Raw genomic sequence first — 21,735 nt, 5'->3', positions numbered from 1 at the left:
GGGAATGCTAACTGGGGGCGGAAGATCGGGAGAGAGTATCATGGACCTTGGAATAAACGGTAAACGCGCGCTTGTCTGCGCCTCGTCGAAAGGGCTGGGGCTGGGCTGTGCGCGGGCGCTTGCGGAGGCGGGCGTGGACCTGGTGATGAACGCGCGGGGGGAAGAGGCTCTGCAGGCGTCGGCGCAGGCCATTCGCGACGACTTTGGCGTGAAGGTGACCACCGTGGCGTGTGACGTGACCACGCCGGAGGGGCAGGAGAAGGTGATAAGTGCCGCGCAGGGCGTTGATATCCTTGTGACAAATGCAGGTGGCCCGCCGCCGGGGAAGTGGACGGACTGGGACCGCGAGGATTTCATCAAGGCGCTGGACGCAAACATGCTGACACCCATCGCGTTCATCAAGGCGCTGGTGCCGGGGATGATGGAGCGCGGCTGGGGCCGGGTGGTGAACATCACCTCGCAAAGCGTGAAGGCGCCGATCCCGGTGCTGGGGCTGAGCAATTCGGCGCGCGCGGGGCTGACCGGATATGTCGCGGGGACGGCGCGGCAGGTGGCGGGAAAAGGTGTGACGATCAACAACCTGCAACCCGGTATTCACGCGACGGACCGGGCCGATTCCCTGGACCGCGGCGTGAGCGAGGCGCAATCGATCACCCTTGACGAGGCGCGCGCGCAACGGGCAGCGACGATCCCCGCCGGGCGCTATGGCACCGCCGAGGAATTCGGCGCGGCCTGCGCGTTCCTGTGCAGCCGGCACGCGGGGTTCATCGTGGGGCAGAACATCCTGCTGGACGGCGGCGCGATCAACGCCACGATGTAGGGGGCGGCAATTTTCGCGAAAATTGGACCGGAAATTTCGAAATTTCCGGCTCTCCCCCGGAAAAACCCGGATTCTGCGACGGATTGGTTCTTCCAACCGGCGGCGCAACCGCATAGATACGGTTGACGTACATCCTGCGGGACCCCAGAAACGGGGCCGGGATAAGGGAGACATATCATGCTGAACAACATCGGCCTTCCGGGCCTTTTGCTGATCGCGGTGGTCGTGCTGGTCCTTTTCGGACGCGGCAAGATCTCGTCGCTGATGGGCGAAGTGGGCAAGGGCATCACCTCGTTCAAGAAGGGCGTCGCGGAAGGAAACAAGGAAGTCGAGGACGCCAGCAACGACGCTGCAGACTCGGCTCGGGACGTCACGCCCGAAGAGAACAAAGACAAGGTTTGATCCCCTGAATGTTCGACCTGGGCTGGACCGAGCTCTTGGTGATCGGCATCGTCGCGCTGATCGTCGTGGGGCCAAAGGATTTGCCGGGCATGTTCCGGACCGTGGGACGGTTCGTGGGCAAGGCCAAGCAGATGGCGCGCGAATTCAGCCGGGCGATGAACGACGCGGCTGACGAGGCGGGCGTCAACGAGGTGTCCAAGTCGTTGAAATCGGCCACCAACCCTATGGGCGCGGCGATGGACGAGGTCAAGAAATCGACCGACAGCTTCACCGCCAAGACGATGGCGGGACCCACGCCCAAGCGGGCCGAGTTCGACGACGACCGCAAGGCGATGGTCGACAAGATTTCGAAACGCTCTGCCGAGATGGCCGACGAGCGCAAGGCGGCGGAAGAGGCGGCGAAGGCGAAGGCGGCGGACCCTGAGGCGCCCAAGCCCGCGGCGGAGAAGGCCGGTGAGGCCGCCAAACCGGCCCCGGCCAGGAAGAGCCCTGCGAAAAAGGCAGCAGCCAAGACGGGGGCCAAGGCTGCGCCCAAGAAGGCGGCGCCGAAAAAGGCGCCTGCAAGCAAGGCGGCGGCGAAAAAACCTGCGGCCAAGAAGCCCGCCTCGGATAAACCTGCATGAGTGCCGCGGACGACGACGACATCGAGATGAGCTCGGCCCCGCTGATCGAACACCTGGCGGAGCTGCGCACGCGGCTGATCCGCTCGGTGCTTGCGTTTCTCGTGGGGATCGTGCTGGCCTTCGTGGTGGCCGAGCCGATTTTGCAATTTCTGCTGGGCCCGATCGAGGCGACCTTGCGGGAACTGGGCGACCCGTCGCCGACGCTGCAATATACCAGCCCGCAGGAATACCTGTTCACGCTGTTCCGGATCTCGATGGTGTTCGGCTTCATGCTGGCCTTTCCGGTGATCGCGCAGCAGATGTGGCGCTTTGTTGCGCCGGGGCTGTACCGCAACGAGAAGGCGGCGTTCCTGCCATTCATCATCGCCTCGCCGCTCATGTTCGTGCTGGGGGCGGCGTTCGCGCATTTCGTGGTCACGCCGTTGGCGATGAACTTCTTTTTGGGGTTCGCCGATGTCAGCTCGATCTTCGCCAACCTGCTTACTGGGGCGATCGGCGAGGTCGAGACGGTGGCCGACCCGAACCTGCCGGTGGTGCCCGACAACCTGGGCGCGGTGGTGCCGGAAACCGATGAAGGCATCAAGATCACCTTCTTCGGGAAGGTGAACGAGAGCCTTGATATCACGCTGAAATTCATCATGGCCTTCGGCATCTGTTTCCAACTGCCGGTGCTGCTGACGCTGATGGGCAAGGCCGGATTGGTGAGCGCCGAGGGGCTGGGTGGCGTGCGGAAATACGCGATGGTGGGCATCCTGGTGCTGGCCGCCCTGGTGACGCCGCCGGACGTGGTGACGCAGCTGATCCTGTTCACGGTGGTCTACGGGCTTTACGAGATTTCCATCTTCCTTGTGCGCCGGGTGGAGAAGACCCGCGAGGAAAAGCTGCGTGCCGAGGGCGTGTGGTTCGAGGATGATGGCGAAGAAGACCCGATGGAAGCCGAGTTCGACGCCGATGACGAGGATGACGCGGGCGACCTGGACGATCTGGACGAAGACCGGAGCAAGACGTGACCGCAGACCCGATGGAACGGATCGCGGCCGCGCTGGAGCGGATCAGCCCGGCGCCGATGGCGACGCCGGATTTCGACGGCGCCGACGCGTTCGTGTGGCACGTGGAGCCGGACCGTTTGCACCCCGTGCAGAACGTGAACCGGGTGGATATGGATCTGCTGGTGGGGATCAACCGGTCGCGCGATACGCTTTTGGAGAACACACGGCATTTCGCCAAGGGACTGCCTGCGAACAACGCGCTGCTTTGGGGCGCGCGGGGGATGGGCAAGTCGAGCCTGGTGAAGGCGGTGCATGCCGCCGTGCGGGTCGAGGGGCACGACCTGAAAATCGTGGAGTTGCAGCGCGAGGACCTGCCGAGCGTGGGACGGCTGCTGAATATTCTGCGCAAGAGCCAGGCGCGGTTCATCCTGTTTTGCGACGACCTGAGCTTTGGTCACGATGACCAGCATTACAAGTCGCTGAAGGCGGTGCTGGATGGCGGGATCGAGGGCCGGCCCGAGAACGTGGTGTTCTATGCCACCTCGAACCGCCGCCACCTGATGCCCCGCGACATGATCGAGAACGAGCGGTCGAGCGCGATCAACCCCAGCGAGGCGACCGAGGAGAAGGTCTCTCTTTCGGATCGGTTCGGGCTTTGGCTGGGGTTCCATCCCTGCGATCAGGACGAATACCTGTCGATGATCCGGGGGTATTGCGATGCGCATGGGATCGAGATCGACGACGCCACGCTGCGGGCCGAGGCCATCGAGTGGCAGGCGACGCGCGGGTCGCGGTCGGGCCGGGTGGCGTGGCAGTATTTCACCGATCTGGCCGGTCGGCGGGGCGTGAGCCTGTAGGCTTTTTTTCGAAGATTTGGGGACTGAACGTGTGGCGGCCGCCGGGCGTGGGGTTGGTTTGGCGTGGCGCGATGGAGATGGCACGGGGTGGGGTGAAACCCCACCCTACAGTGGCGTTCAATTGTTGAGGCAGAGCAATGATATTGAGTGGATTATTGCTCGAACGGATCCGAGGGTTTGGAAACCGAGCGCGTGGCGGCCACCGGGCGTGGGGTTCATTTGGCGTGGCGCGATTGGCGAGCGCGGCGTGGGGGTGGGGTGAAACCCCACCCTACGTTGACAGCAGCTGCGCCTATTGCAGGTAGGGCAGCGGGTCGACGCTGTCGAAGCCTTCGCGCACCTCGAAATGCAGGGCGGCGGTGCCGTCGGTGCGGATTGCGGCCAACTGGCCGCCGCGCGCGACCTGGTCGCCCTTGGACACCTTCACGTCGCCCACATTGGAATAGACCGTCAGCAGGTTCTGGTCGTGCTTGACCACGATGATGGGCACGCCGTTGGTGTCCTTGGTGATGGCCGCCACGGTGCCGGCCTGGGCGGCGCGGACGGGCGTGCCGGCGGGGGCGGCGATGTCGATGCCGTCATTCTTGCCCTTGGCATATTCGCGGATGATGTCGCCTTTCACCGGATAGCTCATCCGGGCATTGCTGCTGGCGCTGGCGGTGTTGCCGCCTAGATCGGGCGCCGCGGTGGATTCGACCGGCTTGGCGGCGGGCACGGTCTTTTCCTCGGGCAGAGGCTGGGCCGCGGAGGGCGGGGTGGGCGTGGGGCTGCCCTGGCCCGGCACGGTCGTTTCCAGCGCGGTGGTCTGGACCTCGTTCGGCGAGGCATCGGGCATCGCCACTGGAATCAGCAGGTACTGGCCTTCGCGCACTGCGAAATCTGGGCCGAGGCCGTTCCAGTCTGCCAGGCTGCGGACCGAGACGTCGTAGAGCCGGGCAATGGTGAAGGCGGTCTCGCCGCGCTGAACCTGGTGGCGGACCGGCTCGACGCCCGACTGGCCGCTGTCGAGGGTGCGGTTGGACGTGGTCCGGCCCGCGCTGGCATTCTCGATTGCGGTGCCCGCGACAGAGGTGATGTCGACGCCGGGCCGGGGTGTGAGCGGGCCCCCTGAGGGTTCGGCGACACGGCCGGGCAGGGCGATGACCTCGCCTTGGCGCAGGGTGTCGCCCGGCTGAATGCCGTTGTAGCGCGAAAGCTCGCCCACATCGGCGCCGATGCGGCGCGCGAGGCTTTGCAGGGTGTCGCCGCGGCGGGCCACGGCAACCTGGTAATTCGGGTAGGAGATGATGCCGCGGCTGTCGGGCGTGGGCCGGGTGGCGCTGGCGTTGCGCGCGGCCTCGGCGGTGCTGGAGCCGCCGTTGCGCAGGTCGAGGTCGAAGTCGTCGCATCCGGCCACGGCCAACAGCGCCACGGCGCAAACGACGGGTCGCAGGGGGTCTTGAAGTGGCTCATCTCGATCTTGTCCTCATCTCGGTCCCCTTGTTGGCCGGGGATCAAAGCGGCGACCGGGACGGCCCCGGCCTTGTGGTTCTGTCCTGTCCTGTCAGTCCCGGCCCAGCCCTTCGAGCAGGGGCACGAAACGCACCGGGCGCAGTTCGTCGTAGTCGAAGCCCGTTTCGGACCGGGTGACCCGGATCAGGCTTTGTACCGTGTCGGACTGCCCCACGGGTACGACCATGATACCCCCGATTTTCAATTGCGCCAAGAGCGGCCCGGGCGGATCTTCGGCCGCTGCCGTGACCAGGATGCGGTCGAACGGGGCCTGTTCGGGCAGGCCGAAGCTGCCATCGGCGGTCAGCGCGGTGATGTTGGTCAGGTCGAGCGCCTGGAAAATGGCGCTTGCGTCGGCCACCAGCGCCTTGTGCCGGTCGACGGTATAGACCCGGCGGGCAAGCTGGCTGAGGATCGCGGCCTGGTAGCCCGAGCCGGTGCCGACCTCGAGCACCTTGTCGCGGGGCGTGACCTTGAGCGCCTGGGTCATCAGGCCGACCACGGAGGGCTGCGAAATGGTCTGGCCGCAGGTGATGGGCAGGGGCGTATCCTCGTAGGCGCGGGTGGCGAAGTGACCGCGGACGAAGGCGCCACGGTCGATCTTTTCCATGGCCGTCAGGACGCGCTTGTCGGTCACCCCGCGCGAGCGCAGCGCGAAAAGAAACTGCATCTTGCGTTCGGCGATATCGTCGGCGTCGTCGGTCATCGGCGTCATTCGATCGCCTTGAGCGCATCGAGCGCGTCATGCGCGGTGAGGTCGGCGCGCATCGGCGTGACCGAGATGTAGCCCTTGAGGTTCCAGTCTGCATCGGTGCCGTCGGCGGTGGGCTCGCCCTGGGGCGCGCCTGTGACCCAGAGAAAGCGGCGGCCCGAGGGCGAGGTCGTGGGCTGCACGCCGAAGCCCATGTCGCGGCGAAAGCCCTGGCGGCAGGCGCGCAGGCCCTGCACCTCGGCGCCGGGCACGGGCGGGAAGTTGATATTGTAGAAGATGCCGTAGTCGTCGCGGGTCCACACGCCCTTGTCCAGAAGGGTGCGCAGGGTGGCAAGGCCGTGCTGGCGGCTTGATTCGAACTGGTCGTCGAGGTCGCGGTTGCGGGGGCCGTAATACTGGCTGAGGGCGACGGCGGGAAAGCCCTGAAGCGCGGCTTCCATCGCCCCGCCGACGGTGCCGGAATAGACCGCGTTCTCGGCCGCGTTGTTGCCGCGGTTGACGCCCGACAGGATCAGGTCGGGGGGCGTGTCCTTCATCACGTCATGCACGGCCGCCAGCACGCAGTCGGCGGGCGAGCCTTGCGCGGCGAAGCGGCGCTCGTCCATCTGGCTGATCATCATCGGCGTGGTGTAGGAGATGCAGTGGCCGACGCCCGATTGCTCGAAGGCGGGGGCCACGGTCCAGACCTCGCCCGAGGGGCCGGCAAGGTCGGTCGCGATCTCTTCCAGGACGGCGAGGCCGGGGGCCGAGATGCCGTCGTCATTGGTGATGAGAATGCGCAAGGGGCTGCTCCTGCCGTTGGGTGTTCGGGGCGGGGTTTTGCCTTGTGTAGCGGGGCGGCGGGCTCGGAGCAAGCGCTGCAGGGAGGGCTGTACGGGGCCGCGTCCGGAGGGCAACAGGAGGTTCGGGCGTGGCGTCAGGTGGCCGGCGATGGAGGTGAGTATTTTTGGCAAGAAAAAGCCGGGGCGGAACGGATGCAACTGTCGATGCATTCGGCCGGCAAAGACCTGCAATCGCCGGGACGCCGCGCAGTCTGCCAAGCGTGTCCCGGGGCTTAACGGGACCGTATCCTAAGTCTATGCTGTTGCCGCTCCAGGACCGTGAGAGGCAGTTTGCCGAACTCAGTAGCTGAGTTCTGCGGCGAAAAGGCTGGCGATCTCTTCGCGTGTGATCCGCGACGGTGCTTCTTCGGCCGGTGCTTCAGCCTGTTGGCTGCGTTTTGTCAGAACACTGATAAGCATGCGCATCTGTGGTCCCCTGTCTTTTCCGCGCCCCCGCAAAAAAGAGACGGAACGCTCTGGCGGATAGTTTCAGGGAAATGCAGTAAATTTTTCAAGAAACAGGCAAGCCGTTGTTTTTATGGGGTATATTGCGAGGTGCAACGGGTCTGCCGCTCGTGCAACAGGACTATCTGGCGTCTTTGCGCACGCGTTTTCCAAGGAGACAGGCGCGTGTGCCGGCACTTGCCGCAGGGGCGCGACCAAGCCTGTAAGGCGCTACAGGATCTCGGGCAGCAGCCGTGCGGCCACGTCGGGCGCGGTGGGCAGCGCGTCGCGGTCCTCGCCGGGGAAGAAACGGGCCCGGGTCGCGGTGGCGATGGGGCCGGGGTCGAGCACCTGCACCCTGGGGCCGAGCTTGACCGTTTCAGCCTGCCAGCTGCGGGCCAGCGCGATCTGGGCGGCCTTGGTGGCGCCGTAGGTGCCGAAGAATTTCTGCCCGGCGCGGGGGTCGTCGAAGAAGACGGCGCGGCCGGTCTCGCCCAGAAGCGGGCTGACGAAGCCGATGAGGCGGGCGACGGCGTCGACATTGGTGTTGAGCGAAGTGCGCCAGTCCTTGGCGTCGATCTGGTGCGTGGGCGTCATCGGGGCGGCGTGAACGGCGGTGTGCACCCAGAGGTCGAGCGCCCCCCAACGGTCGTAGATCGACCGGCAGAGCTGGGCCATGGCGGCCTCGGTATTGATGTCCATGGGCGCCAGCGTCGCGTCGCCGCCCTGTGCCTTGATGCGGTCGTCGAGCTCTTCCAGCGCGCCGGTGGTGCGGGCGACGGCGACGATGTGATGCGTCGGCGCCAACGCCTGGGCGAGGGCTGCGCCAAGGCCGCGCGAGGCGCCGGTGACGAGGGCGATCTTACGAGAGGGTGCGGTATCCATGTCCTGCCAAATCTCATTCCGGCGGGGCAATATCAAGCGTAAAGCGTCGTGCCGGCACCCCGGGTCAGGAAATTCGCCGGGCCGTCGCGCGACGCCCGGACGGTGCACGCGCCCCGCCTTTTGTCGATGTTCCGGATCATCGGAGGGACGCTATAATCGCTTGACACTTGGCCACGCGCGCCCAAGAAAGGCGGGTGAAACGAGACAGGAAAGGACAGTGCCATGGCGGACACCGTTTTGAGCAAGGCCGTGATCGGCCACGAAGGTCTGACGAAAAAACTGGGGCTGGTGATCGGCGGGTCGCTGTTCATCGCGATGGCCGCGCAAGTGAGCATCCCGTTCTTCCCGGTGCCGATGACGTTGCAGACGCTGGCGATCCTGATCGTCGGGCTGACCTTCGGCTCGCAGCTGGGCCTGGCGACGCTGGTGACCTACCTGGGCTACGGCGCGATGGGCCTGCCCGTCTTTGCGAACGGCGCCTCGGCGGCAGCGCTGATGGGCCCGACGGCGGGGTTCCTCTATGGTTTTGCCGCGATGGCGTTCCTGGCCGGTCTGGCCGTGGAAAAGGGCCTGGCACGGGGTGTCGTGTCGACCGCGGTGATCGCGATGGTGATCTCGGCGTTGCTGTACATCCCCGGGCTGGCATGGCCGGCGATGGTGATGGGCACGACATTGCCCGAGCTTTGGGTCGGCTGGATGGCGCCGTTCCTGCTGGGTGACGCGGTCAAGGCCGTGATTGCGGCGATGGTCGTCTGGGGCGGCTGGAAAGCGCTGCAGGCGCGCAAGGGCTAAGACCCGACGTACAAGAGTTTGCAAGCGCCGTCCCGTTTCGGGGCGGCGTTTCTCGTTTGGGCGGGGCAGAATTTGCGCAAATTCTGTGCCGGAAAATTCGAATTTTCCGGGTCGTTTTCTCCGCAGAAAACGGCTCAGGCGCTTTCGTGGAGTTCTATCACGGCGGCTTCGCACAGGCCCAGCTCCAGCCACTGGCAGCCGGCGCAAAGCTGCGAGAGCGCGCCGGGTGGGACGTTTGCCGCGATACGTCGCTTCGCGTCGCCCCATGTCAGGCGCGTGCCCACGGTGAGGCCAAGCGCGTCGGCGTGCCGGGTGTCGAGCGCGGCGATCTTGTCTTGCGAGGTGCAGCGCGTGCCGCGCCGCTTGGGGCAGGGGGCGCAGATCTCGTCGGTGGCGGCGACGACCTCGATTTCAACGTCATCGCCGCCGGGCGCGCGCAGGCGGTCCTCGACGATGCGGGCCATGTTGGCGGTGAACGCGTCGGAATAGCCCTTGCCCTGGAACCCCAGCGAGCAGAGGAAGTGATGCGGGCGATAGCGAAGAGGCGCGTCGGACATATCGGGCATGTGCCCTGTCGGGCCGGGCGCGGTCAAGGCTTAGCCGCGCGGCATCTCCAGCGTCGTAGTGTTGGTGCCGCGCATGAGCACGAGCTTGCCTTCCTCGATGGCGATGACCTTGGCGTTGCCGATGGTGGCGCCCTTGGTGACGGTCGCGATCTTGCCCGAGGCGGTGCGGATCAGCGCGCGGTCGCCATCGGGTTTGAGGAAGGTCCCGAGCAGCGCGAGGCGTCCCGAGGGAAGCGCGTTCTTGAGGGTCGCGGTCTCGAGCGTTTCGCGGGGAGTGTCGGTCTCGGATGCCATTTTCTGCCTGCTTGCGTTACATGTGTGAACAGCCGGCACCTATGTGCCGCGCGAGGCAATGAAAACCCGGATTCGCGAGGATCGGCGGATTGACGCTGCGTTGCAGCATCGGGGTGGCGGCCGGCCGCTTACCTGCCCGTGCGGGCGGTCTTGTCGCAGGGTTCGGCTTGTAGATTCCGCCCGCCGAGCGACCGGCAAGACGCCTTACTCGGCCGCCTTGAGCGCGAAGCCTTTTTCGATCTGGTCGGAAGGTTCCACAGGGTAGTCGCCTGAGAAGCAGGCGTCGCAATATTGCGGGCAGCCGGTGTCGCGGCCCTTGGCCTCGCCCACGGCGCGGTAGAGACCGTCGAGCGAGATGAACTTGAGGCTGTCGACGGCCAGATGCTCGCGCATCTCGTCCTCGGACATGGTGGCGGCCAGCAATTTCTCGCGGTTGGGCGTGTCGACGCCGTAGAAGCAGGGCCAGGCCGTGGGGGGGACGCGATGCGGAAATGCACCTCGGCCGCGCCGGCGTCGAGGATCATCTCCTTGATCTTGCGCGAGGTGGTGCCGCGCACGACGCTGTCGTCGACGAGGATCACGCGCTTGCCCTCGATCAGGGCGCGGTTGACGTTCAGCTTGAGCCGGACGCCCATGTTGCGGATCTGCTCGGTCGGCTCGATGAAGGTGCGGCCCATGTACTGGTTGCGGATGATGCCCATGGCGTAGGGGATGCCGCTTTCCTGGCTGAAGCCGATAGCGGCGGGGGTGCCGGAATCGGGCACCGGGCAGACGAGATCGGCGTCGACCGGGCTTTCCTTGGCCAGTTCCACGCCGATCTGGCGGCGCGTCTCGTAGACCGAGCGGCCGCCGATGATGGAATCGGGGCGCGAGAAATAGACATGCTCGAAGATGCAGAAGCGCGAGCGGCGCGGGCGGAAGGGGCGGTGGCTTTCGACGCCGTCCTCGTTGATGACGACCATTTCGCCCGGTTCGATCTCGCGCACGAAGCGGGCGCCGATGATGTCGAGCGCGCAGGTCTCGGAGCTGAGCACCCAGCCGTCGCCGACCTGGCCCAGCACCAGCGGGCGCACGCCCAGCGGGTCGCGCACGCCGATGAGCTTTTCGTCGGTCATGGCGACGATGGAAAACGCGCCCTCGACCCGGCGCAGGGCGTCTTCCATGCGTTCGGGGATGTTGCGTTGCAGCGAGCGGGCCATCAGGTGGATGATGCACTCGGTATCGGAATTGGACTGGAAGATCGAGCCGCGCTCGATCAGTTCGCGGCGCAGGGCGTTGGCGTTGGTGATGTTGCCGTTATGGGCAATCGCAGCGCCGCCCATGGCGAACTCGCCGAAGAAGGGCTGGACGTCGCGGATCACCGGATTCTTGCCGCCGGCAGTGGAATAGCGGACATGGCCGATGGAGAGCGGGCCGGGGAGGGTTTCCATGAGGCTTTGGCGAGTGAAGTTGTCGCGCACGTAGCCGAAGCGGCGGGCGGAGTTGAAGCCCTCTTCGGGGTGGTGGGAGACGATGCCGCCGGCCTCTTGCCCGCGGTGTTGCAGGGCGTGCAGGCCGAGGGCGACGAAATTGGCGGCATCGGTGACGCCGATCACCCCGAAGACGCCGCATTCCTCGTGCAGCTTGTCCTCGTCGCCGGTGTCGCGCACCGCGTCGAAGTCGAAAGGATGGGCAGGGGGCATATGCTTGTCGGACAAGGGGCAGCTCCGAATCCGTGGACGCTTGAGCCTCTAGATAGTGGCTCGGGGCGGATATGTCACGAAACTATCATGTGAAAATTTGCGCCGTGACGTGACGTGCCGAACGGGCGACGGTTGTGCCACGTGGCGCAGGCGCGTTCAGTAGCGCGAGAGCACCGCGCCGGCCGCGACCAGCAAGGCGGCGACGATGCGCTGCAGCGAGACGTCGCGCGGGGCAATGCCGAAGGCGCCGAAGTGGTCGAGCGCGAGGGCGGCGACCATCTGGCCCAGGATCAGCACCGTGGTGGTGGTCAGCACGCCCAGGATCGGCACGGCCCAGAGCGCGGACCACACGTAGACGGCCCCCAGCGCGCCGCCGATCAGCAGATATTTCGGCACGAAGGGCGCGCGGGCCAGCGCCGGGCCGTCGCCGTGGACGATCGAGAGCGCCAGAAGGATGAAGAAGCCCACGCCGAAGGAGATCGTGGCCGCGGCCAGCGTGCTGTCGATGGAGCGCCCCAGGGCGGAGTTGATCGGGGCCTGCATGGCGATGAAGGAGCCGCAGACCGCGATCAGGATGGCCGCGAAGAGGGGGGCGGAGGGCAAACCGCTGCGCCTATTGCTGTTGCGTTTCGGTGGGCTGGGGTTCGACGGGCTCGGCCGGGGCGTCGCAGGCGCTGACCAGGTCCTCGTATTTCTGGGTGATCCAGCCGAGCGCCTGTTCGGGGTTGCCGTCCTCGACCTTTGACGTGAGCTGGGAGAAGACGCGGGCCGAGCGGCTGTCGTCGATCATCTGGATGTCCTGGCTGGTCACCACTGTTTCGTAGACAAAATAAGCGATGGCCACCAGAAGGATGCCGCGGGCGACGCCGAAAAGGAAGCCGAGCCCCTGGTCTATCCCGCCAAGCGCGGAGCGCTGCACCACGGACGAAAAGAGTGGCGTTATCAGAGAGGTGACGATCAGCGTGAGGGCAAAGATTGCCGCGGCGGCGGCCAGCATGGAAAGCGCGCAGGTGTCGGCGAGGAAATCGCCCACGACGGGTACTTCCTTGACCAGCGGTTCGACCTGCGGGGCGAAGAGAAACGCCAGAATGGCGGCCACGACCCAGCCGGCGATGGCCAGAAGTTCACGCACGATGCCGCGCGAATAGGCCAGCAGTGCCGACAGCACGATGATCAGCGCGACGATGCCGTCGATGATGGTGAAGCCTTCCATGAGCGCGTCCTGTTTTTACCTTTGGTTGGGCGCGCTACCCCGCGCCGAAAATCTCACCTACGAAGCTGGTCAGGTCGCCCATCCGTTTCAGAGACAGACCGCCCGTGCCGCCGGTCTTGCCACCGGCGGGAATGATTGCCGAGCAGAAACCAAGTTTTGCGGCTTCTTTCAACCTGTTTTCTGTTTGCGACACCGGGCGCAGGGCGCCGGAGAGGGAGATTTCGCCGAAAAGGACACAATCGGAGGGCAGGGCGGTGTCTTCCCGCGCACTGAGAAGCGCGGCGGCGACGGCAAGGTCGGCGGCGGGCTCGGAGATGCGGATGCCGCCGGCGACGTTGAGATAGACATCGAGCCCGGCGAAGGGCACGGCGCAGCGGGCCTCGAGCACGGCGAGGATCATGGCGAGGCGCGCGCCGTCCCAGCCCACCACCGCGCGGCGCGGCTGCGAATGCGGCGTGGGCGCGACGAGCGCCTGCATTTCCACCAGCACGGGGCGGGTGCCTTCGATGCCGGCGAAGACGACCGAGCCGGGCGAGGGGTCGCCGCGGCCTGACAAAAAGAGCGCGGAGGGGTTGGGCACCTCGGCGAGGCCCGCGCCCGTCATCTCGAACACGCCGATCTCGTCGGCGGGGCCGAAGCGGTTCTTGACGGCACGCAGGATGCGGAACTGGTGGCCGCGTTCGCCCTCGAAATAGAGAACCGAATCGACCATGTGCTCGACCACGCGGGGGCCGGCGATCTGGCCTTCCTTGGTGACGTGGCCGACCAGGACGACCGAGCATCCCTTGCGCTTGGCGAAGGTGACAAGTTCGTGCGCGGCGGCACGGACCTGGGCCACGGAGCCGGGCGCGCTGTCGACATTGTCGGCCCACATGGTCTGGATCGAATCGATGATGACAAGCTGGGGCGTGTCGCGGTCGAGCGTGGTGATGATGTCGCGCAGGGCGGTGGCGGTGGCCAGTTTCACGGGCGCGTCGCCGAGGCCGAGGCGCTGGGCGCGCATCCGGACCTGGGCGCTGGCCTCTTCGCCCGAGACGTAGACGGTTTGCAGGCCGGCCTGGGCGAAGCGGGCGGCGGCTTGCAGCAGCAGCGTGGACTTGCCGATGCCGGGATCGCCGCCCACGAGCGTGGCCGAGCCCGGCACGAGGCCGCCACCGAGGACGCGGTCAAGCTCCGCGATGCCGGAATGGGTGCGCGGCGGGGGGGCCTCGGCGGTGGAGAGGTCGCTGAGGGCGATGGCGTTGCCGCGTTTCGCGCCGAGGGATTTCGAGGCGGGGCCGGCGGACAGCGGCGCCTCTTCGATGATCGTGTTCCATTCGCCGCAGGCGTCGCAGCGGCCGGACCACTTGGAATGGACGGCGCCGCAGGCGGTGCAGGTGAAGGAGGCGGTCTTTCCCATAAGGTGGGTCATGCCCCAAGCGCGGGGCGCGGTCAAACGCTGATCCTGCGCGGGTGCGCGAGCCGCGCTATTCGGCGGCGCGGTTGGGCAGGCCGACCACGGTATCGTCGAGGCTTGAGACCTCCTCGTAGCCCAGTTCGGGCAGGATCGGGCGCAGGTCGTCGCGCAGACGTTCCAGCTGGCTAACCGCGACGCTTTCCTCCATCTCGACATCCATGGCCCATTGCTTGAGCCGGACGCCGACGGCCTTGGCGTGATCGAGACGCTTGTTGAATTGCTCGATCTCCTGCTGGCGCTGCTTGAGGAAGGCGCGGGCGCGGTCGACCTTGTCGTCGGAATAGACCTCGGCCAGTTCGCGGCTGATGTAGGACATCTGCGCCGCCACCTCCATGATCTGCGGTTCCAGCGATTCCAGGTCGGGGTGTTCGCGCATGTAGGCGAGGCGCTCGCGCACGGCGTCGAATTCGGACTGGATCCGGAACATGCCGGCGCGGTCGGCGGCGTGGGCGGCGGCATAGGCCTGCGTCACGTCATGCATGTTCATGTGAAAGCGGCGGTGCGAGTTTTCCAGCGCGATGACGCGGGCGTTGGCAGGCAGGTAGAAGCACAGCAGAACGGCGAGGGCGGTGATGCCGATCTGGGCGATCTTCCCTGCGTTTTCATATACTTGACCGCCGAAGCTCACAGGGAACTCGAGCCAGGGCAATACGCCGAATGCGGACGATACGGTGGCAGCTGTCAAGATCAGCGCGGCCAGCGCGAAGGTTGCCACGGCAAGACGATTCAAAAAAAATTGTGCAATTACGAATACCGAACGAAGAGTCTCGGTCATCACTTCCCCCAAAAAAGTGTTACCAACATAACATCGGCAAGTTTACGCCTGTATTAGCAATTCACCTACTGGAAATTTCCAAACTGCGCTCGGAAGAGGGTGAAACGGCGATTCTTCCGTCGTCAACGCCGGTCCTTCGGGATGGTTCCAGCGGGCCGCAAAGGTTTCTCGCTCAGGTGGCCGATGACAATGGAGGCGAGAATGCAGGCGGTGAAGAGGTAGAGGCCCCAGGCGGTCTCGATCCGGCCGACGCCGATGCCTTTGGAGAGCGTGATGTAGAGGGCGATGAGAAAGATATCGGCCATGGCGAGTTTGCCGAGGATTTGCAGGGCCGGCAGGGTCTTGCGGCGCAAAAGGCCGAAATGGATGAGGGCGAGGCCGATGGTTTTCACGTAGGGCGCGAAAAGGGCGAAGAAGGTGACCATGAGGGCCAGGAACACGTCGCTGTTCCAGAGAGATTGCAGCCCGGTGATGACGGAGATTTCCGACAGGCCGAAGAGCGGGAGGAGACCGGCGCGCATCAGGGGGGCGAACCAGGCGATAGGGAAAAGGACCAGCAAGGTCAGGTTGAGGTATTTGAGCATGAATGGCCTTGGGCGGGTATGACCCAGAGGTAAGGGGACGAAAGAACAGGAGCAAGCGCTGGGGGCGGACTCTTGAAAAGAGTCCGGGCGTTTTCTTTTCAAGAAAACGGTTTGGAGAGGTCAGCGGACCGCTTCGATCGGGCCTTCGGCGGAGCCGGTGACGAACTGTTCGAGATAGGGATCGCCGGAATTGTCCATGCCAGAGACCGGGCCGGTCCAGCGGATCTTGCCGCCGTGGAGCATGGCGACATTGTCGGCGATGGCGCGCACCGACGTCATGTCGTGGGTGATGGTCATGGCGGTGGCGCCCATCTCCACCACGATTTCGCGGATCAGCTCGTTGATGACGCCCGACATGATCGGGTCGAGGCCGGTGGTGGGCTCGTCGAAGAAGATGATCTCGGGCTCGGCGCAGATGGCGCGGGCGAGGCCAACGCGTTTCTGCATCCCGCCCGACAGCTCGGCGGGGAACTTGTCGGCCTGCTCGGGGGTGAGGCCAACGCGGCGCAGTTTCTCGATGGCGATCTCGCGGGCCTCCGCCCAGGGGCGCTTGAGCGAGCCGCGCAGGAGGCGGAAGGCGACGTTCTGCCAGACCGGCAGCGAGTCGAAGAGCGCGCCGCCCTGGAACAGCATTCCGAAACGGGCGAGGAAGGCATCGCGGTCGCCCTTGGTGACGTCCTGCCCGTCGAGGGTGATCAGGCCGCTATCGGGCTGGATCAGGCCCAGCACGCATTTCAGGGCCACGGATTTGCCGGTGCCGGAGCCGCCGATGATGACCATCGACGTGCCCTTGGGAATCGACAGGTTCACGCCGCGCAGGACATGGTTGTCGCCGAAAGCCTTATGGACGTCCGAAAGCTCGATCATACCGAGAAGAACACCCCCGTCAGCAGGAAGTTGGCGGCGAGGATCAGGATGGCGGCGGCCTGGACCGAGCCCTTGGTGGCGCGGCCGACGCCCTGTGCGCCCCGGCCCGAGTTCATGCCGTAATAGCAGCCCATCACGGCGGCGATGACGCCGAAGACCGCGCCCTTGACGAGGCTCGAGACGATGTCGAGCGGTTCCAGAAAGTCGACGGTGTTCTGGATGTAGGTGGCGGCGTTGAAGCCGAGGTTCTGCACGCCCACGGTGTAGCCGCCCAGGATGCCGATGATGTCGCCCACGCCCACCAAGAGCGGCACGGTGATGAGCGCCGCCAGCACGCGGGGGGCGACGAGGTATTTCATCGGGTGGGTGGAGAGGGTGACGAGCGCGTCGATCTGCTCGGTCACCTTCATGGTGGCGATTTCGGCGGCGATCGAGGACGTGACGCGGGCGGCGATCATCAGGCCGACCAATACGGGGCCCAGTTCGCGCACCATGCCGATGGCGACGATCTGGGGCACCACGGCCTCGGCGTTGAAGCGCGCGCCGCCCGAGTAGATCTGCAAGGCCAGCGCGCCGCCGGTGAAGATGGCCGTGAGGCCCACCACGGGCAGGGAGAGCCAGCCCACCTGCATCAGTGCGTTGAACACCTCGCGCGGGTAAAAGGGCGGGCGCAGGATGTGGCTGAAGGTCGAGAGGGAGAAGAGCGTGATCCGCCCCAGCATCGCCAGCGCCGCCAGCGTCTTGCGCCCGAGCGCGGCGAGGGGCGACAGGATCAGGGTCATCCGCCGATATAGAGCCGGTCGTAGCGCGCGCCCATCGCCGTCAGGATCTCGTAGCCGATGGTGCCGGCGTTGTCGGCGAGGTCGTCGACGGTCTGTTCCGCGCCCAGGATGCGCAGCCACTTGGGGTCAAAGCCGAGATCCGTGATGTCGACCGAGATCGAATCCATCGAGATGCGGCCCGCCACCGGGCAGGGCGTGTCGTCGGCGTAAAGCACGGTCTTGGGGCCCATGATGCGGTGAATGCCGTCGCCATAGCCCGAGGACACGGTGGCGATCCGGGTTTCGCGCGTGGCCGTGAAGGTGTTGCCATAGCCCACGGTCTCGCCCGGTTCCAGGTGGCGGGTCTGGATCACGGGCAGATCGAGCGTGACCACGGGGCGGGCATCGGCAAAGGGCAGGCCGCCGTAGAGCCCGATGCCGGGGCGGCACATATCGAAATGATACTCGGGGCCCATCAGGATGCCGCCCGTGGCGCCAAGGCAGCGGGGGATGCCGGTGCCGTCGGTCATGTCGCGGAATGCGGCAAGCTGTTGCGCGTTCATCGGGTGGTCGGGGTCGTCGGAGCAGGCCAGATGCGAGATCAGCAGCACCGGGTTGGCGGACAGTACCGTGTCGCGCACGGCGGCCCATTCGGCGGGTTCCATCCCCAGCCGGTTCATGCCGCTGTCGAGCTGGATGCCGAAGGGGTGACCGGGCAGCGCCTCGAGATGGCGGATCAGCTGGTCGGTGGTGTTCAGCATGGGCGTGAGGCCGAGATCCGAGATCATGTCGGTGTCGCCGGCCATGTGACCGGAAAAGACATGGATGTCGGGCGCAGGCCCCACCGCCTGGCGCAGGGCGACGCCCTCTTTCGGGACGGCGACGAAGAAGGTGCGGCAACCTGCGCGGGCCAGCGCGCGGGCGACACGGTCCATGCCGAGGCCATAGCCATCGGCCTTGACCACGGCGGCGGTCTCGACCTCCGTCTGCGCGTCGAGCGCGCGCCAGTTGCCTGTCAGTGCGTCGAGGTCGATTGTTAGCTTGCCGGTACTACTCATGAGGCCGTGGTTTTGACCGGATGTTGCGGTGGGTCAAGAGGAAACGCGGGCCGGGCGCGGGTTCAGAACTCGCCGCCATCCTGCTGCCACGGTTTGGCGAGGTTGCCGAAGCGGGTGAACTGGCCTTCGAAGCTGAGTTCGACGGTGCCGATGGGGCCGTGACGCTGCTTGCCGATGATGACCTCGGCGCGGCCGTGCAGGCGCTCCATGCGTTCCTGCCAGGCGGCGATTTCCTCGAGCTTGTCGTCGGAGGGCTTCTCGCGCTCGGCGTAGTATTCCTCGCGGAAGACGAACATCACCACGTCGGCATCCTGTTCGATCGAGCCGGATTCGCGCAGGTCGGAAAGCTGCGGACGCTTGTCCTCGCGGCTCTCGACCTGGCGGGAGAGCTGCGACAGGGCGATGACGGGGATATCCAGTTCCTTGGCGATGGCCTTGAGGCCTTGGGTGATCTCGGAGACCTCGTTGACGCGACTGTCCTTCGCCGACGCGGGGCGCACGAGCTGAAGGTAGTCGACGATCAGCACGTCCAGCCCATGCGTCCGCTTCAGCCGGCGGGCCCGCGCGGCCAGCTGGGAGATGGGCAGGGCGGGCGTGTCGTCGATGTAGAGCGGGCAGGATTCGAGGGTCTTGGCGGCCTCGACGAAGCGGCGGAACTCGGTTTCCGTCATGTCGCCGCGGCGGATCTGTTCCGAGGGCACCTCGGCGGCCTCGGACAGCACGCGGGCGGCAAGCTGTTCGGCGCTCATCTCGAGCGAGTAGAAGCCGACGACGCCGCCCTCGACCGCGCCTTCGGAGCCGTCGGGGAGCGTGCCGCGGTTGTAGGCCTTGGCGATGTTGAAGGCGATGTTGGTGGCCAGCGAGGTCTTGCCCATCGAGGGGCGTCCGGCGAGGATGAGAAGGTCGGACTTGTGCAGGCCGCCCAGCTTCTTGTCCATGTCGATGAGGCCGGTGGAGATGCCGGCGAGGCCGCCGTCGCGCTGATAGGCGGCGTTGGCAACATTAACAGCATCGGTTACGGCCCTGAGAAAGCTTTGAAATCCGGTCTCGGACTGGCCCTGTTCGGAAAGTTTGTAAAGCTTTTGCTCGGCCTCGACGATCTGGTCGCGCGGCTCCAGGTCGACCTCGGCGCGCTGGGCCTTGCCGGCGATGTCGTGGCCAAGGCCGATCAACTCGCGGCGGATCGCCATGTCGTAGATCATCTGGGCGTAGTCGCGCGCCGCAAAAGCCGAGATCGCGGCGCCGGCGAGGCGGGCGAGATAGGCGGGTCCGCCCAGTTCCTTCAGGCCCTCGTCGTCTTCAAGAAAGGTCTTGAGCGTCACCGGCGAGGCGAGGTTGCCCTTGGCGATGCGGGCGGCGGCGGTCTCGTAGATGCGGGCATGGACGGGATCGTAGAAATGCTGCGGGCCGATCAGGTTGGCGACGCGGTCGTAGATGTCGTTGTTGGTCAGGATCGCGCCCAAGAGCTGCTGCTCGGCCTCGGTGGAGTGCGGCATCTGCTCGGGCGTGGCGGTATCATGTCCCTGGGCCGCGCCGGACGCGTTTATGGTGGCAACTTCGTTCATGTTCGTCCCCATACTGCTCTGATCCCGGGTTGCGGTGCGCTGTCCCCTAGCGTGCCTTGTCCCGGTAGGCTGGTCTCTTAGCGAGCGGGCCTGCGCGGTGGCAACTGGTATGTTTTCTGTGGATACGCTGTGGATATCCTGAGCCTACAACATATTGCCCGCTGGCACCCCGTTCCGTCAAGATTTCGTGTGGGCAGCACGGCGCACCAGCGCGTACGTTGCGTCATCACAACGATAAAAATAATTCACCTCACGGGTTGCCATACGGGGGGGTGCCGCGACTCAGGCGTGGATCAGCTGCGGGCGGCCTGCCAGGCGCGCGGATCGTCGAGGAACGATTCGACCCCGTCGAGCGTGGCCGCGTCGAAGCTGCCCTGCGCGCGTGCCTCGGCCAGCACGTCGCGCCAGGTGCAGAGGTAATGCAGGGCGACACCGTGATCGCCGAGCGTCTTTTCGGTTTCGGGGAAGATGCCGTAGTAGAAGATGACGGCGGTGTGCCCGCAGCTGGCGCCGGTGTCGCGGATGGCGTCGACGAAGCTGAGCTTGGAGCCGCCATCGGTCGTCAGATCCTCGACCAGGAGAACGCGGTCGGTGTCGGTCATCGCGCCCTCGATCCGGGCATTGCGGCCATAGCCCTTGGGCTTTTTGCGCACGTAGGTCATGGGCAGGGCCATGCGTTCGGCCACCAGCGCGGCGAAGGGGATGCCCGCGGTCTCGCCCCCGGCGATGTTGGTGAAGGCCTCGAAGCCCGCGTTGCGCATCACGGTGATGGTCAGGAAGTCCATCAGGGTGGACCGGATGCGGGGAAAGGAGATCAACTTGCGGCAGTCGATATAGGTCGGGCTGGGCAGGCCGGAGGCCAGCGTGAATGGCTCGTCCGCGTTGAAATGGACCGCTTCGATCTCCAGCAGCATCCGGGCGGTGAGGCGGGCGATTTCATTTTGGCTGGGGTAGGTCGAAGGGATCATGCGGTTGGTCCTTGGTGCAGAGCGCCGGAGCCTCCGGCGGGGATATTTGGGGCCAGAGGAAGTCTCAAATTACGCGCCAGTGCAGCGGCATTTGCGGATCAAAGAGTGTGACGGGGCCGTCGCCGGTGTCGATCTTGGGCGGGTAGGTGACGGGGTCGCCCCTGGAAAGCGTGATGGTGTCGGCGCTGACGGGCAGGCCGTAGAAGCGGGCCCCGTGTTCCGAGGCGAACCCGGCGAGGCGGTCGAGCGCGTCTTCCTGCTCGAACACCTCGGCAAGGATCGAGAGCGTGTTGGTGGCGGTGAAGCAGCCGGCGCAGCCGCAGGCCGATTCCTTGTTCGGGTCGGTGTGCGGGGCGCTGTCGGTGCCGAGGAAGAAGCGGGCGTCGCCCGAGGTGGCGGCGGCGCGGAGCGCAAGGCGGTGTTCCTCGCGCTTGGCCACGGGCAGGCAGTAGTAATGCGGTTTGATGCCGCCCACGAGGATGTGGTTGCGGTTGATGACGAGGTGGTGCGTGGTGATGGTGGCGCCGAGGTTTTCGGCGTTCGATTTGACATACTCCACGCCTTGCTGCGTGGTGATGTGTTCCATGACGATGCGAAGGCCGGGCGTGGCGCGGCGGAGCGGATCGAGCACGCGGTCGATGAACACCGCCTCGCGGTCGAAGATGTCGATGTCGGCGTCGGTGACCTCGCCGTGCACGCAAAGCCGCATGCCGATTTCGGCCATCTTTTCGAGCACCGGGCGCACGCGGTCGAAATCGCGCACGCCGGAGGCGGAGTTGGTGGTGGCGCCCGCCGGGTAGAGCTTGACCGCCGTCACGAGACCCGAAGCGTGGGCGGCGGCGACGTCTTCGGGGTCGGTCTCTTCGGTCAAGTAGAGGGTCATCAGCGGGGTGAAATTCATGCCGTCGGGCAGCGCATCCATGATCCGGTCGCGGTAGGCGGCGGCCTGCGCGCCGGTTACCACGGGCGGCACGAGGTTGGGCATGATGATGGCGCGGCCGAAATATCGGGCGGTTTCGGGCAGAACGGCCCGCAGCACCGCGCCGTCACGCAGGTGCAGGTGCCAGTCGTCGGGGCGGGGGATGGTCAGGGTCCGGCTCATGGCCCGAG

General features: G+C 65.9%; 24 protein-coding genes and 1 pseudogene. 6 read left to right on the top strand and 19 right to left on the bottom strand.

Annotation, left to right across the window (positions count from 1 at the left end; translation table 11 throughout):
• The first annotated feature begins 40 nt into the window (after window positions 1-40).
• The 5 genes from ACSQ76_RS13310 (at window position 41) to ACSQ76_RS13290 (ending at window position 3,691) form a co-directional block, all read left to right on the top strand.
• On the top strand, window positions 41-820 hold the full coding sequence (locus ACSQ76_RS13310; protein ID WP_437156958.1) for an SDR family oxidoreductase: 780 nt from the start codon (window positions 41-43) through the stop codon (window positions 818-820).
• Between the two features lie 177 nt (window positions 821-997).
• On the top strand, window positions 998-1,222 hold the full coding sequence (locus ACSQ76_RS13305) for a twin-arginine translocase TatA/TatE family subunit (RefSeq protein WP_306128839.1): 225 nt from the start codon (window positions 998-1,000) through the stop codon (window positions 1,220-1,222).
• A gap of 8 nt (window positions 1,223-1,230) precedes the next feature.
• Window positions 1,231-1,845: a Sec-independent protein translocase protein TatB gene (gene tatB, locus ACSQ76_RS13300; protein WP_437156957.1), complete on the top strand. Its 615-nt coding sequence runs from the start codon at window positions 1,231-1,233 to the stop codon at window positions 1,843-1,845.
• Window positions 1,842-2,855 (top strand): twin-arginine translocase subunit TatC, encoded by a 1,014-nt coding sequence (tatC, locus tag ACSQ76_RS13295; protein ID WP_306128841.1) that lies wholly within the window; start codon window positions 1,842-1,844, stop codon window positions 2,853-2,855. Before tatB ends, tatC begins: the two co-directional genes overlap by 4 nt.
• Window positions 2,852-3,691 (top strand): ATP-binding protein, encoded by an 840-nt coding sequence (locus tag ACSQ76_RS13290; RefSeq protein WP_437156956.1) that lies wholly within the window; start codon window positions 2,852-2,854, stop codon window positions 3,689-3,691. The genes tatC and ACSQ76_RS13290 overlap by 4 nt, the downstream gene beginning before the upstream one ends.
• Window positions 3,692-3,983: 292 nt before the next feature.
• On the opposite strand, the gene ACSQ76_RS13285 is transcribed toward ACSQ76_RS13290, so the two are convergent.
• The 5 genes from ACSQ76_RS13285 to ACSQ76_RS13265 all read right to left on the bottom strand — a co-directional run bounded on the left by ACSQ76_RS13285 (window position 3,984) and on the right by ACSQ76_RS13265 (window position 8,044).
• Window positions 3,984-5,102, bottom strand: a complete 1,119-nt coding sequence (locus tag ACSQ76_RS13285; RefSeq protein WP_437156955.1) for a peptidoglycan DD-metalloendopeptidase family protein — start codon at window positions 5,100-5,102, stop codon at window positions 3,984-3,986.
• Between the two features lie 132 nt (window positions 5,103-5,234).
• Window positions 5,235-5,888, bottom strand: coding sequence for a protein-L-isoaspartate(D-aspartate) O-methyltransferase (locus ACSQ76_RS13280; protein WP_437158205.1), 654 nt, complete (start codon window positions 5,886-5,888; stop codon window positions 5,235-5,237).
• Window positions 5,889-5,893: 5 nt separating this feature from the next.
• Window positions 5,894-6,676: a 5'/3'-nucleotidase SurE gene (gene surE / locus ACSQ76_RS13275; protein WP_437156954.1), complete on the bottom strand. Its 783-nt coding sequence runs from the start codon at window positions 6,674-6,676 to the stop codon at window positions 5,894-5,896.
• A gap of 339 nt (window positions 6,677-7,015) precedes the next feature.
• On the bottom strand, window positions 7,016-7,141 hold the full coding sequence (locus ACSQ76_RS13270; protein ID WP_437156953.1) for a hypothetical protein: 126 nt from the start codon (window positions 7,139-7,141) through the stop codon (window positions 7,016-7,018).
• 249 nt (window positions 7,142-7,390) lie between these two features.
• The gene (locus ACSQ76_RS13265; protein WP_437156952.1) at window positions 7,391-8,044 is read right to left on the bottom strand and encodes an SDR family NAD(P)-dependent oxidoreductase; all 654 of its coding nucleotides are present in this window, start codon (window positions 8,042-8,044) and stop codon (window positions 7,391-7,393) included.
• Window positions 8,045-8,266: 222 nt separating this feature from the next.
• On the opposite strand from ACSQ76_RS13265, the gene ACSQ76_RS13260 reads away from it, so the two are divergent.
• Window positions 8,267-8,836, top strand: coding sequence for a biotin transporter BioY (locus tag ACSQ76_RS13260; protein WP_437156951.1), 570 nt, complete (start codon window positions 8,267-8,269; stop codon window positions 8,834-8,836).
• A gap of 134 nt (window positions 8,837-8,970) precedes the next feature.
• On the opposite strand, the gene ACSQ76_RS13255 is transcribed toward ACSQ76_RS13260, so the two are convergent.
• From ACSQ76_RS13255 to pyrC, 14 genes and pseudogenes are all read right to left on the bottom strand, one after another.
• Window positions 8,971-9,402: a DUF1284 domain-containing protein gene (locus ACSQ76_RS13255; protein WP_437156950.1), complete on the bottom strand. Its 432-nt coding sequence runs from the start codon at window positions 9,400-9,402 to the stop codon at window positions 8,971-8,973.
• 30 nt (window positions 9,403-9,432) lie between these two features.
• Window positions 9,433-9,696 (bottom strand): hypothetical protein, encoded by a 264-nt coding sequence (locus tag ACSQ76_RS13250; protein WP_306128849.1) that lies wholly within the window; start codon window positions 9,694-9,696, stop codon window positions 9,433-9,435.
• A gap of 204 nt (window positions 9,697-9,900) precedes the next feature.
• Window positions 9,901-11,378, bottom strand: a pseudogene (gene purF, locus ACSQ76_RS13245) (amidophosphoribosyltransferase).
• 156 nt (window positions 11,379-11,534) lie between these two features.
• Complete coding sequence (locus ACSQ76_RS13240; protein WP_306128850.1) at window positions 11,535-11,981, bottom strand: DMT family transporter; 447 nt, start codon at window positions 11,979-11,981, stop codon at window positions 11,535-11,537.
• A 10-nt stretch (window positions 11,982-11,991) separates the two neighbouring features.
• A complete protein-coding gene (locus ACSQ76_RS13235; protein WP_437156949.1) occupies window positions 11,992-12,591 on the bottom strand; it encodes a CvpA family protein in 600 nt (199 codons plus the stop codon).
• A 34-nt stretch (window positions 12,592-12,625) separates the two neighbouring features.
• Window positions 12,626-13,990: a DNA repair protein RadA gene (gene radA / locus ACSQ76_RS13230; RefSeq protein WP_437156948.1), complete on the bottom strand. Its 1,365-nt coding sequence runs from the start codon at window positions 13,988-13,990 to the stop codon at window positions 12,626-12,628.
• 67 nt (window positions 13,991-14,057) lie between these two features.
• Window positions 14,058-14,762, bottom strand: a complete 705-nt coding sequence (locus tag ACSQ76_RS13225; protein WP_437156947.1) for a DNA repair protein — start codon at window positions 14,760-14,762, stop codon at window positions 14,058-14,060.
• A gap of 182 nt (window positions 14,763-14,944) precedes the next feature.
• Window positions 14,945-15,406: a paraquat-inducible protein A gene (locus ACSQ76_RS13220; protein ID WP_306128854.1), complete on the bottom strand. Its 462-nt coding sequence runs from the start codon at window positions 15,404-15,406 to the stop codon at window positions 14,945-14,947.
• Between the two features lie 120 nt (window positions 15,407-15,526).
• Window positions 15,527-16,273, bottom strand: a complete 747-nt coding sequence (locus tag ACSQ76_RS13215; RefSeq protein ID WP_437156946.1) for an ABC transporter ATP-binding protein — start codon at window positions 16,271-16,273, stop codon at window positions 15,527-15,529.
• Complete coding sequence (locus ACSQ76_RS13210; protein WP_437156945.1) at window positions 16,270-17,055, bottom strand: MlaE family ABC transporter permease; 786 nt, start codon at window positions 17,053-17,055, stop codon at window positions 16,270-16,272. The genes ACSQ76_RS13215 and ACSQ76_RS13210 overlap by 4 nt, the downstream gene beginning before the upstream one ends.
• Window positions 17,052-18,092, bottom strand: a complete 1,041-nt coding sequence (gene alr / locus ACSQ76_RS13205; protein ID WP_437156944.1) for an alanine racemase — start codon at window positions 18,090-18,092, stop codon at window positions 17,052-17,054. The genes ACSQ76_RS13210 and alr overlap by 4 nt, the downstream gene beginning before the upstream one ends.
• A gap of 62 nt (window positions 18,093-18,154) precedes the next feature.
• Window positions 18,155-19,657: a replicative DNA helicase gene (locus tag ACSQ76_RS13200; RefSeq protein WP_306128858.1), complete on the bottom strand. Its 1,503-nt coding sequence runs from the start codon at window positions 19,655-19,657 to the stop codon at window positions 18,155-18,157.
• Between the two features lie 293 nt (window positions 19,658-19,950).
• Window positions 19,951-20,625, bottom strand: a complete 675-nt coding sequence (locus tag ACSQ76_RS13195) for an orotate phosphoribosyltransferase (protein WP_437156943.1) — start codon at window positions 20,623-20,625, stop codon at window positions 19,951-19,953.
• Window positions 20,626-20,689: 64 nt separating this feature from the next.
• Window positions 20,690-21,727, bottom strand: coding sequence for a dihydroorotase (gene pyrC / locus ACSQ76_RS13190; protein ID WP_437156942.1), 1,038 nt, complete (start codon window positions 21,725-21,727; stop codon window positions 20,690-20,692).
• Window positions 21,728-21,735: the final 8 nt, after the last annotated feature.

It is taken from the genome of Roseovarius sp. B08 (genome assembly GCF_051417955.1).
Classification (GTDB): Bacteria; Pseudomonadota; Alphaproteobacteria; order Rhodobacterales; family Rhodobacteraceae; genus Roseovarius.
Note: the sequence above shows the minus strand (reverse complement) of the source record. Positions and strands in the feature narration are given on the sequence as shown.